Annotated in this window: 10 protein-coding genes and 3 pseudogenes; 10 read left to right on the top strand and 3 right to left on the bottom strand. The window is 43.1% G+C overall.

From position 1 onward, the window contains the following. Positions 1 to 15: 15 nt before the first annotated feature. From HADU_RS11410 to rpmE, 4 genes are all read left to right on the top strand, one after another. On the top strand, positions 16 to 2,178 hold the full coding sequence (locus tag HADU_RS11410; protein ID WP_034592866.1) for an AmpG family muropeptide MFS transporter: 2,163 nt from the start codon (positions 16 to 18) through the stop codon (positions 2,176 to 2,178). A gap of 1 nt (position 2,179) precedes the next feature. Beyond that, positions 2,180 to 2,581, top strand: a complete 402-nt coding sequence (gene gloA, locus HADU_RS11405) for a lactoylglutathione lyase (RefSeq protein ID WP_008306595.1) — start codon at positions 2,180 to 2,182, stop codon at positions 2,579 to 2,581. Between the two features lie 147 nt (positions 2,582 to 2,728). After that, on the top strand, positions 2,729 to 3,709 hold the full coding sequence (locus HADU_RS11400; RefSeq protein WP_008306594.1) for a bile acid:sodium symporter family protein: 981 nt from the start codon (positions 2,729 to 2,731) through the stop codon (positions 3,707 to 3,709). A gap of 200 nt (positions 3,710 to 3,909) precedes the next feature. After that, positions 3,910 to 4,134, top strand: a complete 225-nt coding sequence (gene rpmE, locus HADU_RS11395) for a 50S ribosomal protein L31 (RefSeq protein WP_004782616.1) — start codon at positions 3,910 to 3,912, stop codon at positions 4,132 to 4,134. 87 nt (positions 4,135 to 4,221) lie between these two features. On the opposite strand, the gene HADU_RS11390 is transcribed toward rpmE, so the two are convergent. The 3 genes and pseudogenes from HADU_RS11390 to epmB all read right to left on the bottom strand — a co-directional run bounded on the left by HADU_RS11390 (position 4,222) and on the right by epmB (position 9,166). Then, complete coding sequence (locus tag HADU_RS11390; protein ID WP_008306593.1) at positions 4,222 to 6,411, bottom strand: EAL domain-containing protein; 2,190 nt, start codon at positions 6,409 to 6,411, stop codon at positions 4,222 to 4,224. Then, positions 6,393 to 8,138, bottom strand: a complete 1,746-nt coding sequence (locus HADU_RS11385; RefSeq protein WP_008306592.1) for a hypothetical protein — start codon at positions 8,136 to 8,138, stop codon at positions 6,393 to 6,395. Before HADU_RS11385 ends, HADU_RS11390 begins: the two co-directional genes overlap by 19 nt. 12 nt (positions 8,139 to 8,150) lie before the next feature. Further along, positions 8,151 to 9,166: pseudogene (epmB, locus tag HADU_RS11380) on the bottom strand (EF-P beta-lysylation protein EpmB). A 379-nt stretch (positions 9,167 to 9,545) separates the two neighbouring features. Between epmB and efp the strand changes: the two are divergent. From efp to HADU_RS11350, 6 genes and pseudogenes are all read left to right on the top strand, one after another. Continuing rightward, positions 9,546 to 10,115, top strand: a complete 570-nt coding sequence (gene efp / locus HADU_RS11375) for an elongation factor P (RefSeq protein WP_004810438.1) — start codon at positions 9,546 to 9,548, stop codon at positions 10,113 to 10,115. 170 nt (positions 10,116 to 10,285) lie between these two features. Continuing rightward, entirely contained in the window at positions 10,286 to 12,385 is a 2,100-nt protein-coding gene (locus HADU_RS11370; protein WP_008306591.1) for a carbon starvation CstA family protein, read from the top strand. Positions 12,386 to 12,395: 10 nt separating this feature from the next. Then, a pseudogene (locus HADU_RS11365) lies at positions 12,396 to 12,699 on the top strand (YbdD/YjiX family protein). A 463-nt stretch (positions 12,700 to 13,162) separates the two neighbouring features. Further along, the gene (locus HADU_RS11360; RefSeq protein ID WP_008306589.1) at positions 13,163 to 14,122 is read left to right on the top strand and encodes an AAA family ATPase; all 960 of its coding nucleotides are present in this window, start codon (positions 13,163 to 13,165) and stop codon (positions 14,120 to 14,122) included. Between the two features lie 10 nt (positions 14,123 to 14,132). Then, positions 14,133 to 15,038: a DUF58 domain-containing protein gene (locus HADU_RS11355; protein ID WP_004894108.1), complete on the top strand. Its 906-nt coding sequence runs from the start codon at positions 14,133 to 14,135 to the stop codon at positions 15,036 to 15,038. Between the two features lie 10 nt (positions 15,039 to 15,048). Continuing rightward, positions 15,049 to 17,059 (top strand): annotated as a pseudogene (locus tag HADU_RS11350) (transglutaminaseTgpA domain-containing protein). Positions 17,060 to 17,061 lie beyond the last annotated feature (2 nt).

Here is a 17,061-nt window from a genome sequence, read left to right as displayed (position 1 = left end):
GAAAATAATAAAGCAATGACAACACAAACGACGGGTTGGAAATCCGCCTTTACAGCCTTCTTGGATCGGCGTGCGCTGATCATGCTGTTTCTGGGTTTTTCAGCCGGTGTACCGATTCTCCTGATTTTTTCAAGTCTGTCTCTCTGGCTCGGTGAAGCGGGTATTAGTAAAAGTGCTGTAACTTTCTTTAGCTGGGCAGCCTTGGGTTATTCCTTTAAGTTTGTCTGGGCACCACTGATTGATGAACTACCAGTGCCATTCCTGACTAAGGCTTTAGGTCGACGTCGTGCCTGGTTGCTGATCGCACAAATTCTGATTGTCTGCGCGATCTGTATTATGGCTTTTTCAGATCCGGCTTTAGGACAACTACATCTTCAGCAGATGGCGCTTGGTGCAGTCTTGCTTGGCTTTTCCGCAGCAACTCAGGATATTGTGATTGATGCCTACCGTATTGAACTGGCAGAAACCCAGATGCAGACCGTGCTGGCTGCAACTTATAACGCAGGCTACCGTATTGGTATGATTGTCGCTGGTGCGGGCGCATTGTTCCTTGCCGCTTACCTAGGTACCGCAAAAGGTAACTATATTTATGATGCCTGGAAATGGACCTATCTGGCGATGGCTGCGGTGATGTTGGTGGGGATTATCACGACGCTGTCAATCCGTGAACCGCAGGTCGATCGTGTACGAAAAACCTATATACGCAGTGATTATTTCCGCCTGGTCGGGGTGTTTTTTGTCGCGGTCATTAGCTTTGTATTGAGCTATGTATATTCAGGTAATCTGGTGAGCATGTTGACTGAACAGTTTGCCATTCAGGATACCTTTGCATTATTTACTTTTGAATCTTTGCGTTTTATCGGATCTGGTGCAGTCGCATTCGGTGTGGGTGCCGCCTTGGTGAAACTGGGTGCGGTGAACCGGGAAATGGCCTATGAAACCTGGGTCAATCCTGTTGCAGATTTCTTCAAGCGCTATGGCCTAAAACTGGCTTTGGTCCTGTTATTGCTGATTGGTTTTTATCGTGTTTCAGACATTATTGCTGGTGTGATTTCTAATGTGTTCTATCAGGACATGAACTTTAGCAAGGAGCAGATTGCTGAAGCAGTGAAGGTCTATGGGGTGATCTTTTCCCTCTTAGGTGGTTTCCTGGGAGGATTATTGGCCCAGAAGATGAATATCATGAAGCTGATGTTTGTCGGTGCCATTCTGGCCTGTTCTACCAATCTGATCTTTATTGGTTTGGTTAAATCCGGGCAACAGCTAAATCCGGTAGATATTCAGGTTGGACAGCAACGCTATCAGGCAGATACGGATGAAGTCGGTTACTGGAAAGTGAAGGTGCCAGTACAGGTACTGGCTGATGCGAAGCAGATTCAGGTTCAGGCGGCTTATGCCAATACTAATACGACTGATAGTACAGTTAGCCTGTCCATGCCATATTTGCTGCAGACTTCAGGTAATGCACAGCTGCAGATTCTACCAATTACCAGCGACAATACCCTTCATGCTAATGAAGAAGGAAGTATTGTGGTTCGTGGTCAATATGTCGGTGAAGCTTTACAAGATAATCAGAAGATCATTTATGAACTGAATAATGAGCGTTTTGAAGCCAAGCTGGAAGAACAGGGGGTGTTTAGTACAGCTATTCCAGCAGAAAAACTGAAATCTGCGCCAGCGCATTTAATCAGTGCGGTACTGATGGAGGATGAGCGAGCTGTTCAGCAAGTGACACATGTCTATCAGACGAGCAATGATGCTAAAAATACCAAGAGGCTTGATGTCGATATCCAGCCACTGGTTCCTGTGGATGTGAATCGTAATACTGATATTGAAGTGACAGGCAAGGTGATCAAGCCATATAGCGATGCCTGGCTGTATTTTGCGATTATCGTCGATAACCTGGCTGCCGGTCTGGCAGGTGCAGCATTTATTGCCTTCTTATCCAGCTTGACCAGCGTATCTTTCACTGCAGTCCAATATGCGATTTTTAGCTCACTTATGACACTAACCCCTAAGATTTTAGGGGGATATTCAGGTACTATAGTCACCAATATCGGTTATCCGAACTTCTTCCTGATGACCACATTGATCGGGATTCCGATTCTCATTTTAGTGGTCTGGGTTGGAAAATTACTCGGTGAACACCAACAACAATCTGGCAATAAGGATGAATAATATGCGCATGCTGCATACCATGTTACGTGTAGGCAATCTGGAACAGTCATTAAAGTTCTATACTGAAGTGCTTGGTATGACTTTACTTCGTAAGCGTGATTATGAAGAAGGTCGTTTCACTCTGGCATTTGTAGGTTATGGTGATGAAAAGAACCATACCGTGCTCGAGCTGACACATAACTGGGATACAGACAGTTATGAACTTGGCAATGCTTATGGCCATATTGCGATTGCAGTCGATGATGCTTATAAAGCCTGTGAAGAAATCAAGGCTCGTGGCGGCAAGGTGGTTCGTGAAGCAGGTCCAATGAAAGGCGGTGTAACCGTTATTGCATTTGTCGAAGATCCAGATGGTTATAAAATTGAACTGATTCAGCAGGACCACAACGCACGTAACAACTAAGTGTTAATTAGATAGCATGATATATGAAATATATTCATGTATAGATGAAAAGATTACATTAATCTGAGTGCATAGCCTGGGCCCGGTATCTGTTAAGATAGCCGGGCATTTTTATATCAAACAATAAAATTTAAGGGATGAAGGGATATGCTTAAGTTATTGGCATTGGACCGTTTTACTATACTGCTTTTTATAATGGTGATACTTGCCAGTTTTGTTCCGGTATCAGGACAGGCGGCTGAAGTCTTTTCATCTATTACCACGATTGCTATTGCTATCTTATTCTTTCTGCATGGTGCCAAGTTATCACGTGAGGCCGTAGTTGAAGGATTGATGCACTGGAAACTACATACCTTGGTGTTCGCATTTACTTTTGCATTGTTTCCTATAATTGGTCTGTTGGCCAAGCCGATCCTGGTTCCGTTATTAGGTCAGGAACTGTACTGGGGCTTCCTGTTTATGTGCTTCCTGCCATCAACAGTACAGTCTTCGATAGCCTTTACTTCAGTGGCACAGGGTAATGTCGCCGGTGCGGTGTGCAGTGCCTCATTTTCCAATATTGTCGGTATGTTTATTACCCCAGTATTAGTAGCCTTTTTTATTTTGGGTCAGTCACAACATGGTTTTGATCCAACCTCATCTATTATGCAGATCACTTTACTGCTTCTGGTGCCATTTATCCTTGGGCAAATTCTGCGTCCTTGGGTATTTCCACAAATGAAGAAAATGCCAGAAATCGTTAAGATTTTTGATCAGGGTTCGATTCTCATGGTGGTTTACGGCGCATTCAGTAGTGCCGTTGTGGCAGGGCTATGGCATCAGGTAAGCTTAACGACCTTATTACTGCTCATTATTGCCTGTTCGGTCTTGCTGACTGTGGTGATGCTGCTGGCCCTGTTTGTGCCGCGCTGGATTGGTTTTGATAAAGCGGATCAGAAAACTATTTTTTTCTGTGGTTCCAAGAAAACTTTAGCCAGCGGCGTGCCGATGGCACAAATCCTGTTTATTGGTCAGCCAATTGGCATGATTGTATTGCCGATCATGATTTTCCATCAAATTCAGCTGATGGTTTGCGGCATTGTTGCCAATATGTGGTCCAAACAGGTTGAAGTTAAAACTGAAGAATAATTCGCTTATTAAATTTGTTTCGCGTATAATATTGCCCAACTTGTTGTGCTTAGCTCTGACGGCATCCGTCTCGGTGGGCCAAAAGAATGGTCTGTTGTGGTGTTGATCTGCCTGAATTTGATTCTGGCCTTTCCTCAGTTTCTGAGAGTGATCAATTGCGATGACAGCAAAACCTTCTTGATCTTTATGGAGAATCGACCATGCGCGCCGATATTCACCCAAAATATGAAAAACTAGTTGCTACTTGTTCATGTGGTAACGTAATCGAAACTCGTTCAGCTGTTGGTAAAGAAACGCTTTACCTAGACGTATGTTCAGCTTGCCACCCATTCTACACTGGTAAGCAAAAGAACGTTGACACTGGCGGTCGTATCGACAAGTTCAAACAACGTTTTGCTGGTATGTCACGTTCTGTTAAACGTTAATACCCAAAATGAAAAAAACGGGCAATTTGCCCGTTTTTTTGTGCCTGAATATTGTGAATTCACAATATTCAGGCTTGGTACAGGCGCTTAGCGCTCCTGTACGTCAATCAGATGATCCAGTTTTTTCTGGAAGTAATCTCCTTGAATGAAGCGTGCATCGACATTCCAGGCATTGGCAAAGGAAGTCATGTCATTCAATTCACGTAACAGGAGATAAACTGGTTTGATTTCCAGATAGCCAGTAATTTTTTCCTGCAATTCCTCGGTATTGGAATTCAATTGCGCAGTGAGCTGTGGATGGATTGTTAAGGCATTTACATCCATTTCACGGAGCAAGGTTTCACTATACATCGAATTGCCGAATTCACGAATTGCAATCTCTGCGCCATGGTCACGCAGAATACGGATATATTTCTGCGCATCCTCGCGGTTCAGAATCAGATCCTCTTCAGCAAATTGTAAAGTGAGAGGATGCTTTAATTTACTGCGAATAATCGTAATCAGCTTGGAGATAAACTCAGGAAAACTACGGTCTTTGAAGAGCACGGCACGATTCAGGTTTACGATCAAGCGGGCTTCAGGATATTGGGTGATAAAGTTATGCAGTTGCTTGCAAGACTCAACCAGAATCCAGCGATCTAGCTTGATTGAAAGTTCATCATCTTCACGCAGTTCCAGCAGCTTGGAAATATCCTGCCATTTATTTTCAAAAATAAAACCGCTGGTAACCTCATAGGTATACAGATTGCTATCTTCCTTGTCATACAGCTGCTGATATTTCAGATGGATTTCGCCACGCTCCAAGCATTGACGCAGTGCATGCAGGATTGAACCTGGCATCGCTACAGGTGCTGCGGCTGTAGCTGGTGTTACAGGCGTTGGAACTGGTGCAGATACTGGACTAGAGGCTGACTGGGCTGCAGCTGATTCGGCAATACTGAACTCCAGACTTGGAACAGCTTCTGCAGGTGCAAGCATATCCGATGGAATATCCAGCACAAATTCGGAAGACTGTTGTGCTTGAGGTAATGGTGTAGAGAAGGCACGAGCAATATGCTGATCCAGCTGTGCCTCATCATGTAGTTCACCGTCGAGTTTGGTATAACCGATGCGTAAGTTCAGAGAGCAGGTCTGCTGATTGACTGTAATCAACTGCGGTTTGGTTAATGCAGCTAACCCAATCAGTTTAGATTCCAGAATTTCCTGAGAATCGGCCTGAATGATACCGACCAGGACATCATGTTCCAGTTTAAACAGCGATACACGAACCTGTTCTTTCAGGAAGTTCTTAACTTCATGGAAGTAGCCTGTGTAGATCGCCCAATCTGCATTGAGAATTTGAGACTCATAAGCAGCAAAAGAGAAGGTGATCAATGCATTGGCATTGGCAGGCTCGCGGTTCAGCTCGCGTTTTAGTAATTGTAACGTACTTGGCTTGACTGCTGCTTTTTCAGTTGTTGTAGCAGATTGAGTTTTCGCAGTATCAATCGTTAGCTGTAAAGCATCTTCTTCACTGGTAGAAGCCAGGAACTCAAGCTTGAGGGGGTTGACTGCAGCAATCTTTGGATTGGTTGAATGAATTTCAAAACCACCCAGCTCGAACTGACCTTGGGAAATTTTCTTAAAACGGGTCTTAAATTCGTTTAGATCTTGTGGCTGTAACAGATCGAGTAAAGGCAAACCGATAATGTCATCTTCAGAATTCAGGCCAAACAGTTTCAGGTAATCTTCATTGGCCTGAATGTGAATGCCTTCCTGAATGGTAGCTACCGCTTTGTTACTGTCTTCAACCAGTAATTGTGCCTGAGTTTGTACTGTTTCCAGCTCTTCTATTAAATGTTGCTGCGACTGGGTCAGACGGCTGAAAGACAGGGCACGTACCAGACCGAGGTAAAAACGTTCTGGATATTCCAGATTCAAAATGTCATACACACCTTTCTGGATATAACCAGTATATTGATTAGCTTGATAGTCATCAGGTTTAAGCAGCAGAATCGGCAAGTTTGGCTGTTTCGATAGGCGTACCAGACTGAGTGCCTGTTCATATTTCAGGTCATACGCACGGCCAAAGATGATCAGGTCCCAGTTGAAATTCAACTGCTTTTCAAAGTTCTGCAGGTCATCCAGTAGAACTGCATCCACCTGATATTCATTGGCGGTCAACAGATCACGAATCTGGTTAAATCTAATTTGATTATCATCAATAATCAGTAAACGTGTTTCCGTACGTTTTAACTTTTTAGACAATAATGGATTTCTCACTTCAATGCTTCCCATAAGTCGTGATTATTGATTTCATTCATTTGCTTGTGAATAAAGCCTTTAATGATCTGTTCTTCCTGATCATTCAATAATTCATAGTCAAATCGAATAAAGCTTTGTGTGATCAGCTGTGCTTTGGTCAGATAGATTTTTAGTTCACGACCATCAACACGCAGGTGAATCGTCTGTTTTTCCCTAAACATCTGTACACCTGACACAATAATACTATTCGAAATCTGATCTAGTTGGGTTGTCTGTACCAGTAAAGCTGGCTGATAATTTTTCAGATGACGGTCGGTCCGTGCATAAACTGCACATGGGAACAGGTCTTGCGCCAGAATTTCCAAGCCTAGTTCCAGACTTTTTTCTGTTGACTGTTTGATCCAGCGGATCACACCACCACGCCATTGGCTTTGGGCATTTTCCTGAACCAGAATAAATTCGCCGGTTTTCAGATTCGATGGAGTAACGCCGGTCCACTTAATCCGGTAACCATTGACGCTGATGTCCAGCACTTCGGCATGGTGAATCTGCTTGGCTTCACGATCTAAGGCTTTGATATGACTAAACGAACCTGGTACAGCATTTTCTGATGCGCTGACAAAGCTACTTTCACTCTGGAAGTTGTAGCCGCCTTCAACATCTAGGGTTTCATGGAAGTTTTTGCCCTGAGACAGGTAGAAATGTGCAGCCGACAAACCAAAACAGATATTGATATGCGCTGAGTATTCATAACGTTCATGACGACGTTCCATGGTCGTGGTCAACAGGTTATAGATATGGAAATGCAGCGCTGGGGTGAGGAACAATTTTTCATTACGCGACAGATACTGGGCATTTTTGGTTTGTGTACCCGCCAGATGTTCCATCAGGTTTTGAGTGGCAATAAATATGCTCGGCTTGAAATGATCATTCAGACGCGAGTTATATACTGGTGGCAAGTCTTTGCTGCTATCGACTGCATAGCGGGACAGGGTAGTCTCTTTAGGTAAAACCTGAACCAGTTTGGCCCAGTCAAAACTGCAAAGATAAAGTCCCTGAATTTCTGCCGGTCGGATTTGATGAGTATTAAAGATTTCCAGCAGGATCAGCTGTGCATACGCATTCGAAATATTCTGTAGCTCATGCTGAGTACCCAGGACCTGATTGATATTGCTCTGATGGAAATTATTTTGCATTGCAATTTCAAGCAGCTGATGAGCTGCAAGCCATTGGCCCATCACTGGCTTGCCATACAGCATATGCTGTTGATACAGCAGCAGGCTGAGCTGTTGTAAGGCATAGTAAATCGAAACCATACGTGCCGTGGTCAGACTTTTCTTTTTTCCCAGTTTAAATAAAGAAAAACTGCTGTGATTCAGCTCATGATTACAGCGCTTGGCAATATCAATATAGGCCTTGGCAAAATGACTACGCAGCAGCATTGCCAGTTCAATAATCTGGTCATTACGGTCAGTAGTAATCAGGCCTTGATTGACGAAGTGTTTTTCCAGGCTGGTCAGTACATTTTCAAGAGTCGGATGCAGTACCTGAATCAGGTCAAAACGCAGGGTTTCAGAGCACTTCAGTTCAGAGATTTCCAGTAGGGCACTGAACAGTGACTTGGAGGATGTCCCCAGTTGCAGGATCGAAATTCCTGCAACCCATTCCTGCAAGGCTTTTACATTGGCTGGACAAAAGCTCAGTTGATCCAGTTTAAGTTCCGTCGGCGTTTGAAAAATATCTGAATTATGTTTACTCATTTATTATTTAACTCAAAATGTTGAAACCCCAAAAAGCGGTGTCTTATTTTTTTCGCCCGCAATTTCCCGAACAAGTTTAGGTACCAAATACCCGGGTAAGTTCGCTAAAACTTCTGTATAAATCTCGTTTATATGCTTAGGTGACAAATCAAAATGATGCGCCCCTTTTACTTTATCAAGTACATGTAAATAATACGGCATCACTCCGGCTTCAAACAAGCGATAACTTAAATCGACCAAAACTGGTGCAGTATCATTTACTCCTTTGAGTAACACTGCCTGATTAAGTACGGTAATCTGTTGCTGAACCAACTGATTCAGTTTGCTACAGGTGTAATCATCCAGCTCAGATGCATGATTTGAGTGTACCACCAGAATAATACGTAGCCTACTGTTTTTAACATGCTTGTCAGCTCGTCATCGATTCGGCTTGGGATTACAATCGGAACTCGTGAATGTATTCTTAAGAATTTAAGTTGAGTTAAAGTTTCCAGACGTTCAATCCAGAGTTTTAATTTCCGGTTAGAAAGAGTGAGTGGATCACCACCGCTCAGGATCACTTCATTAATATCTGGCTGGCTTTGCAGATAGCTTTTAATATTTTCCCAATCTTCATTCTTGGGTAAATTTTCTTGATAAGGAAAGTGACGTCTAAAGCAATATCGGCAATGTACCGCACAGGCTCCGGTCAGGGTCAGCAGAAAACGCGACTTATATTTATGCAGGACGCCTGGCTGCTGGTTAGCCTGTTCTTCACCCAAAGGATCAGTAACAAAACCCGGATACTCTTCCAGTTCCAGATGATGTGGCAGGACTTGCAGTAACAGGGGGTCAAGTGGATTACCAGTCTGCATTTTGCCAACGAAAGCACGTGGTACCCGTAACTTGAATTGTTCTGATGCCAGAATTGCGCCAGAAAGTAGCTGCTCAGGTGAGAGTGTCAGTTGTTGTAATAATTCCTGCGGATTTGTGATCAAGTCACTCAGTTGTGACTGCCAGTTTTGTTCCTGATAGAAAAAGTCTGTCATGTGGGAAGAATAAAAGTAAAAGTGGAAGCGATGAAGCTGAAGCGATTAGTTTAACAGTTTATATATAGTATGAATGTGCTTGTATTGGATAAAGTTTGACATATTAGTTGAGCAGATTATATAAAGCTTTGTCTTAATGATCAGCAGATGGTAGGGCCTGAATAATTTGTTCATTGATATGTCTGACTGTAACTTAGTCAGTGAAGGTCTGTTAAATAGGAATTTTTCGTTGCGGCATAGTGTATTGGTCATTTAGAATACGCAACATTAAATGAATGTGCATGTGGCAACTACATGTTCGTGTCAGACTTGCTAAATGACATTGCAACAGCCCATAGCATCAATAGATTAAAGTTAGTAAGTTTGGAGTGCGCCAGTCATGGCCTATTATTCTACGAATGATTTCAAGTCAGGCCTTAAGGTTATGCTTGATGGTAACCCATGTTCAATCATGGAAAACGAATACGTAAAACCAGGTAAAGGCCAAGCCTTCAACCGCGTAAAATTACGTAACCTTAAATCAGGTAAAGTGTTAGAGAAAACATTTAAGTCTGGTGACTCACTAGAAGCTGCTGACATCGTAGAAGTAGAAATGGAATACTTGTACAACGATGGCGAAATGTGGAACTTCATGGATCCAGTATCTTTTGAACAGATTGCAGCAGATAAAATCGCGATGGGCGATGCAGCAAAATGGTTAAAAGATGACTCTAATGAAAAATGTACCATCATGCTTTGGAATGGCGTTCCTTTAACAGTGAATGCACCAAACTTTGTGGTATTGCAAATCGTTGAGACTGATCCAGGTGTACGTGGTGATACTTCGGGCGGTGGCGGTAAGCCAGCGAAACTGGAAACAGGTGCGGTAGTACGTGTTCCATTATTTGTTCAGCAAGAAGATAAAGTTCGTGTTGATACACGTACAGGTGAATACCTAGAACGTGCATAATGGTCTGAAAATAGACTATTATCAAAGGGGATGATGAAAATCATCCCCTTTTTTATGCCAAAGTCTTAGAGGAATTCGAAAGGAACAAGCGTAAAGTCGCAAGGGAAAACAGCAGTACCTCGAATAAAAAAATCACGCTGATTTATATGCTTCACAATATGAGGGATGGAATGGAAACTTTACAACAGAAGTCAACCATGACTTCGAAAATCATCTGGCTCCTGGTAGCCATAGTCGGGGCAGTCTCCTTCGGGATACTTGCACTCAGTCGTGGTGAGCATGTGAATGCAGTCTGGCTGGTACTGGCCGCAGCCTGTGTGTACAGCATCGCTTACCGTTTCTACAGTTTATTTATTGCCAATAAAGTTTTTGAACTGAATGCACGCCGTTTAACACCTGCCCATCGTCTGAGTGATGGTCTGGATTATGTGCCGACCAATAAAAGCGTGTTATTCGGTCACCATTTTGCTGCGATTGCCGGTGCGGGCCCTTTAGTCGGTCCAATCCTTGCAGCACAGATGGGTTATTTGCCCGGGACTATTTGGTTATTAGTCGGTGTGGTACTTGCCGGTGCAGTTCAGGATTTTCTGGTACTGTTTATTTCAACTCGTCGTGACGGTCGTTCACTGGGTGAAATGGCAAAACAGGAACTAGGTACTTTTGCCGGTATTATTGTCATGCTCGGTGCCTTAGGCGTGATGATTATCATCCTGGCGGTATTGGCGCTAGTCGTTGTCAAAGCCTTAACCAACAGCCCATGGGGTGTATTCAGTATTGCTGCGACGATTCCGATTGCAATATTTATGGGTATTTACATGCGCTTTATCCGTCCAGGACGAATCGCAGAAGTCTCCATTATTGGTTTCGTGTTGATGATGTTCGGCATTATCTACGGTGAAAATATTGCTCAACACCCATACTGGGGTCCATTCTTTACCTTGTCAGGTACTGAACTGACTTGGGCATTGATTATCTACGGTTTCATTGCTTCTGTATTGCCGGTATGGTTGTTACTTGCACCGCGTGATTACTTATCTACCTTCCTGAAAATTGGCGTGATTGCGGGTCTGGCGATTGGTATTCTGTTCGCGATGCCAGAAATGAAACTGCCAGCAATTACCAAATTTATTGATGGTACTGGTCCTGTATTTGCAGGTTCAATGTTCCCATTCCTGTTTATTACCATTGCCTGTGGTGCGATTTCCGGTTTCCATGCACTGGTTTCATCAGGAACCACACCAAAGCTGGTCAACAACGAACGCGATATCCGTATGATCGGTTATGGCGGTATGTTAATGGAATCTTTTGTGGCGATCATGGCCTTGATCTGTGCTGCGATTCTGGATCCAGGCATTTACTTCGCGATTAACTCGCCAGTCGCATTACTTGGTACTACGGCAGAAAGTGCAGCAGAAGCAGTACGAACCCTTGGTTTCGTAGTAACCCCTGAAGCCTTGACTTTGCTGGCACAGGAAGTCGGTGAAAACTCGATTCTGTCGCGTACTGGTGGTGCACCGACTTTCGCGATTGGTATGGCGCATATCATTACCGAAATCTTCAATAGCCGTGAAATGATGGCATTCTGGTATCACTTTGCGATTCTGTTTGAAGCATTATTCATCCTGACTGCTGTTGATGCCGGTACTCGTGCCTGTCGCTTTATGGTGCAGGATACCGTGGGTATCGTGATTCCTGCAGTAAAACAATCTCATAACTTCTTCGGAAACCTGTTGGGTACTGCGGTTGCAGTTGCAGGCTGGGGCTTCTTCGTTTATCAAGGCGTTGTCGATCCACTCGGTGGGATTAACAGCTTATGGCCACTGTTTGGTATCGGTAACCAGATTCTGGCTGCAATGGCACTCATTCTGGGTACTGTGATTCTGTTCAAAATGAAAAAACAGAAATACGTTTGGGTGACGATTATTCCAACTGTATTCCTGTTCATTACCTCAATGACTGCGGGCTGGCAGAAGATTTTCCATGAAAATCCGAAGATCGGTTTCCTTGCGCAAGCTGACCGTTTTAACACGGCAATTGCCAATAATGAAATTCTGGCACCAGCAAAAACCGTGGCTGAGATGCACACAGTAGCATTGTCGAATCAGATCAATGCGGGTCTATGTGCTTTCTTTATGATTGTTGCTTTCGTCATGCTGTTTGCTGCAATTGGTGTGATTCGCCGTGCTTTGGCAAATCCGGAACCAACTGTACATGAAGCTGAAGCGATTTATCGTGATCCTGCTGAGATCAAACCTACAGCACATCACTAAGGAGACTGGTATGAATCTGAAATTTGCCAAAGGCGGAAAAGCGGTGATCTACAAGATCATTAAAATGACCGTCATGTCGCAAAAGGATTTAATCCTGAATCCGAAAAACTGGTCACGTATCGCGACGCTGTGGCAACGTTTGCAGCAGAGTTTCCGTTTGATGGTTGGAGTACCGGATTATCAGACCTATCTGGAACATATGAAAAAAACATCATCCAGATTTGGAAGCGATGGATGCCAAAACTTTCTATCGTCATTGTGTGGATGCACGTTATCCCTCTGCTGGCGGTGGCATGAAAAAATGTCCATGTTAATGAATCAATAAAAACAGCGCCTTTCGGGGCGCTTTTTTTACATTTTACAAAATCTAGAAAGATAAGATATTAGATGGTTATACAAGTCTATGCGCTGATTTATATTTATCATCAAGTTTAAACTTTATACAAATAGCTTAAAAATATACTTTTAAGATATGGCTTTTATACCTGTAAAAATGAGAATGATAAATTCGTTTCGTGACTTTGGAAATGTAGAGCAACCTAATTAGATTGCTTGAGGTAATTTATCTTTACTGAAGGATTGGAATATATTTTAAGCAGCTTCTAACTTTAGAGAAGTTAATTTCCGAGATTGAAACTTTTAAATGAACCACTTTTTATTTGATATTTTTGATGATTAGGTAAATGACTCAGTGTAAAGATATATTATTGATCTTTAGTGTGGTTTAAATTCAGTGTATGTTAATCACAAGTATCTATTTTAATGAGAAAATTTGTGATGTGGGGCATAAAGCAAAAAGCAAATCATGATATAGCGCACATAAATACTCAGCTTGAACAGCAGATTGCCAGCTATGCTCCCAGTATTGAAAAATTCCTTAAAGAAATTAATGCAATTGTGCTGGATAAACAGGCACAAACCCGACTGGCATTGTGTTGCCTGATTGCTGGTGGACACGTTCTGTTTGAGGATTTACCGGGTTTAGGTAAAACCACATTGGCAAGCAGTCTATCTCATCTTGCCGGCTTAAAGTTTCAACGGATTCAGTTTACCAATGACATGCTGGCCAGCGATGTAATTGGCATCAACATGTTTAATCAGAAAGAACATCAATTTGAGTTTAAGCAGGGTCCAATCTTTACCCAGATTCTTCTGGCAGATGAAATTAACCGTTGCAGCCCCAAAACCCAAAGTGCTTTGCTGGAAGCGATGGAAGAAGGTTATGCGACAGTCGATGGAGTACGTTATGCCTTGCCTAAACCATTTTGGGTGATTGCAACACAGAATCCATTATTCCAGAGCGGAACGTATGCTTTGCCAGAATCCCAGCTAGATCGGTTCTTGATGCGTTTATCTTTAGGTTATCCATCCCGACATGCAGAAAAACTGTTATTGCAGCAAGAATCCCGCTTTGCCCTGATTGCCACCTTGGCGCATGTGTTCCGTGAGGAGCAAATTTTAGAGCTGCAGCGACTGGTTAATCAGATCTATATCAGCGAACCCATACAGGAATATTTGCTAGATCTGGCTGAAGAAACCCGAAAAAACCGTTATGGATTATCAACACGTGGCTTATTGGCATTAAAACGGGCAGCTCAGGCACATGCTTTGATTGAGAATCGTGCTTTCGTCACACCGGATGATGTACAAGCTGTGTTTGTGGCAGTGGCTTCGCATCGTTTAGGGTTGAGTGAGGCAGAAACCTTAAATCTCATGCAGCAAGTGGCGATAAGCTAGGAGCCAGATCTTGGGAAAGTTTTGGCAGAACTGGTTAAGTAAACGTTTTCAGTTTGCACAGCAAAAACAGCTCTCACAACGTGATGTGCTGGTCTTTATCTATCAGCAGGGCTATCTGTATCTGGTACTCATTTTCATCACCTTTATTGCAGGTGTAAATTATGCCAATAACCTGACTCTAGGTTTTTGCTTTCTGATCAGTGCCGTGCTGTGTATCAGTTTTTATCTGACTTTTAAACAGCTGCACGGATTGAGTATCGAACTGCTTACAGATGAAATCGGGCAGGTGGGACACGACCTGAATCTACATTTCCATTTTCAGCAACCAGTCGCGCAATCACGATACCTGTATATTCAGGCAGGTGAACAGCTTTATAAGGTATTGGTCAATCAGACCAGGCAAAAATTTAGCCTTTCCTTTTATGCTGAACAGCGTGGAAAGTTTGTTTATCCAGCAATCCAGATTTATTCAGTCTATCCTTTTGGACTGGTAAGAGCTTGGACCTATCTTTATCACCAGCGCTTTGCATGGGTAGCACCGAAAGCCCAGTATTCGACTGCTGAAAATAAGCAGCATTTGCCAAGTTTTGAGCCAGAAATGGATGAGTTTCGAGAACTACGAAGTTATCAGGCAGGGGAATCATTGCAGGCTGTTTCCTGGAAACAGGTAGCCCGTGGGCAGGGTTTATATATTAAAGTCTTTGAACAATATCAGAACCAGCACAGTATAGAGATTCATTATGCACATATGCCAAGCCCATCACATGAAGAAAAGCTGGAATGGATGATGGGGCTGATCGAACAATGTGAACAACAGCAATTGGCCTATAGCCTGCATTTGCCCCATGTAGAACTGGCTTCAGGTTATGGCGCTGAACAGATGCATCAGGCCAAACTCTTATTGGCACAGGCTTAAGAGGATAGACATGATGAATGCAAATATCCGCACAGCCATTTTGCTCAGTCTCAGTTTAATTCTGGTTGTACAGGTGAGTTATTTGCCTGCAGGACTCAGCATCATCTTTGCCCTGATGCTGGTATTGCTCTGGCTGAATCTGAGAAAGCAAAAGACTTTTCCTAAAAAATGGACCCTGTTGCTGACAGTCGTAGCACTTGCAGTTATTTATTTTACGCATCAAAGTTTTTTGGGTGTAGATGCAGGTGTTGCCGTGCTCTCCACTTTCTTATTTGCCAAGGCTTTTGAAACCCGTACTAAACGTGACCTGATTATTTTATTTAACTTTGCCCTGTTTGTGGCGGCGAGTACTTTCCTGTATAGCCAGTATTTTATCATGGCTTTTGGGATTCTGCTGTGCTTACTAAGCTGTTTCATTGGCTTATATCGTATTCAGGTAGGTGAATTTGAGCAGGATTTACAGGCTCAGGAGAACGCATTAAAACAAGATGTTAAACATGTCGGCAAATTTGTACTCTATGCACTGCCATTTTTTATTTTACTCTTTATCTTTTTTCCACGTTTGCCACCGATGTGGCATATCCCCATTCCTGAAAATAAAGGGGTCACCGGAATTAGTGACAGGATGTCTCCGGGGGATATTGCACAGTTATCTCAGTCGAGTGCATTAGCATTTCGAATTATAGGCGATGTAAGCAAGCTACCTCCACGTGCAGAATTATACTGGCGTGCCTTGGTATTAGATGAATATGATGGTCAAACCTGGACCAGTAGTGCAATCAATCAGCAGCCACAAATCCGCCAACAGAATGATTCTGCCTCATTGGCATCGGGCTGGGATTATCAGTATTTGGCTTCAGATCCGTCCGTACTCTGGGTGATGGGATTGGATAAATCAGTCCCTTTAGAGCGTCGTTATTATAACCGTTATGATTGGGGAATTGTACCGCGTCGTTTAACTCAGCGCGTGGAACCTGTTCAGCTTCGCTGGGTAGGAACAGAAGTAGAGCAGCCTAATTTAAATACTAACTATCTGCAATATATAAATACCCGAACCCCTGCTCAATATAATTCTCAAACTCAGGCACTGGCGGCAAATTTAGTGAAACAGAGCGAGGGTAGTCAACAGCGCTATATCCAAAATGTGTTGAACTGGTACCGGGCGAATAATTTTGTATATACCTTAACTCCAGGAACATTAGGCCAAAACCGGGTGGATGAATTTCTGTTTAATGCGCGCCGTGGTTTCTGTGAACATTATGCCTCCAGTTTTTGTCATGCTGATGCGTTATGCAGGAATACCAGCACGTGTGGTCACGGGGTATCAAGGTGGTTCACTCGCACCTGATGGTAAGAGTTGGGAAGTGCGCCAGATGGATGCGCATGCCTGGACTGAAGTCTGGGTGAACCAGCAATGGCAGCGGATTGATCCTACTGCCATTATTGCCCCACAACGTATTGATAATGGTATGCAAAACTTGATGTCTGAAAATTCAGCAGTTTTAGGTGAGGGTAGAACATGGACAACACAGCAATATCAGTTTATGACCAAGTTGAGGATATGGAGTGACTATGCCAGTTATCAGTGGCAAAGTAAGGTGGTCGGTTATAATGCAGATTCACAACGCAGCTGGATGTCTAAACTTGGCTTGAACTCTGCTTATGCAGCTGTGTGGATACTTATAATAGGTATTGCATCTTTGATCGCATCTTATTTCTTATGGATTTATATTCAAAAGCGAAGACAGAATTCACCATTCGAGCTAGCCATAGAGCAGCTTAATCGTTCCCTGCTTATTCAGATGCGTAAGCAACCGGCTGAAACATTTAAACAGTGGATGCTTCGAATATCAGCTTCCTTAAGCTCAGATCAGGTTACGTCTTTTTATGAAGCTATACAAATCTATGAGAGAAATCAATTTTCAGCTTATAAGCCTGACCAAAAGGATATTAATAAATTCAGATACTTGCTTAAAAAATGTGCATATACACTGAAAAATAAAGGAAAAAACTTGTCTTAAGA

Origin of the sequence: Acinetobacter sp. HA (assembly GCF_000264725.1) — a bacterium.
GTDB lineage: Bacteria > Pseudomonadota > Gammaproteobacteria > Pseudomonadales > Moraxellaceae > Acinetobacter > Acinetobacter schindleri.
This window is presented reverse-complemented; position numbering and strand designations above follow the sequence as displayed.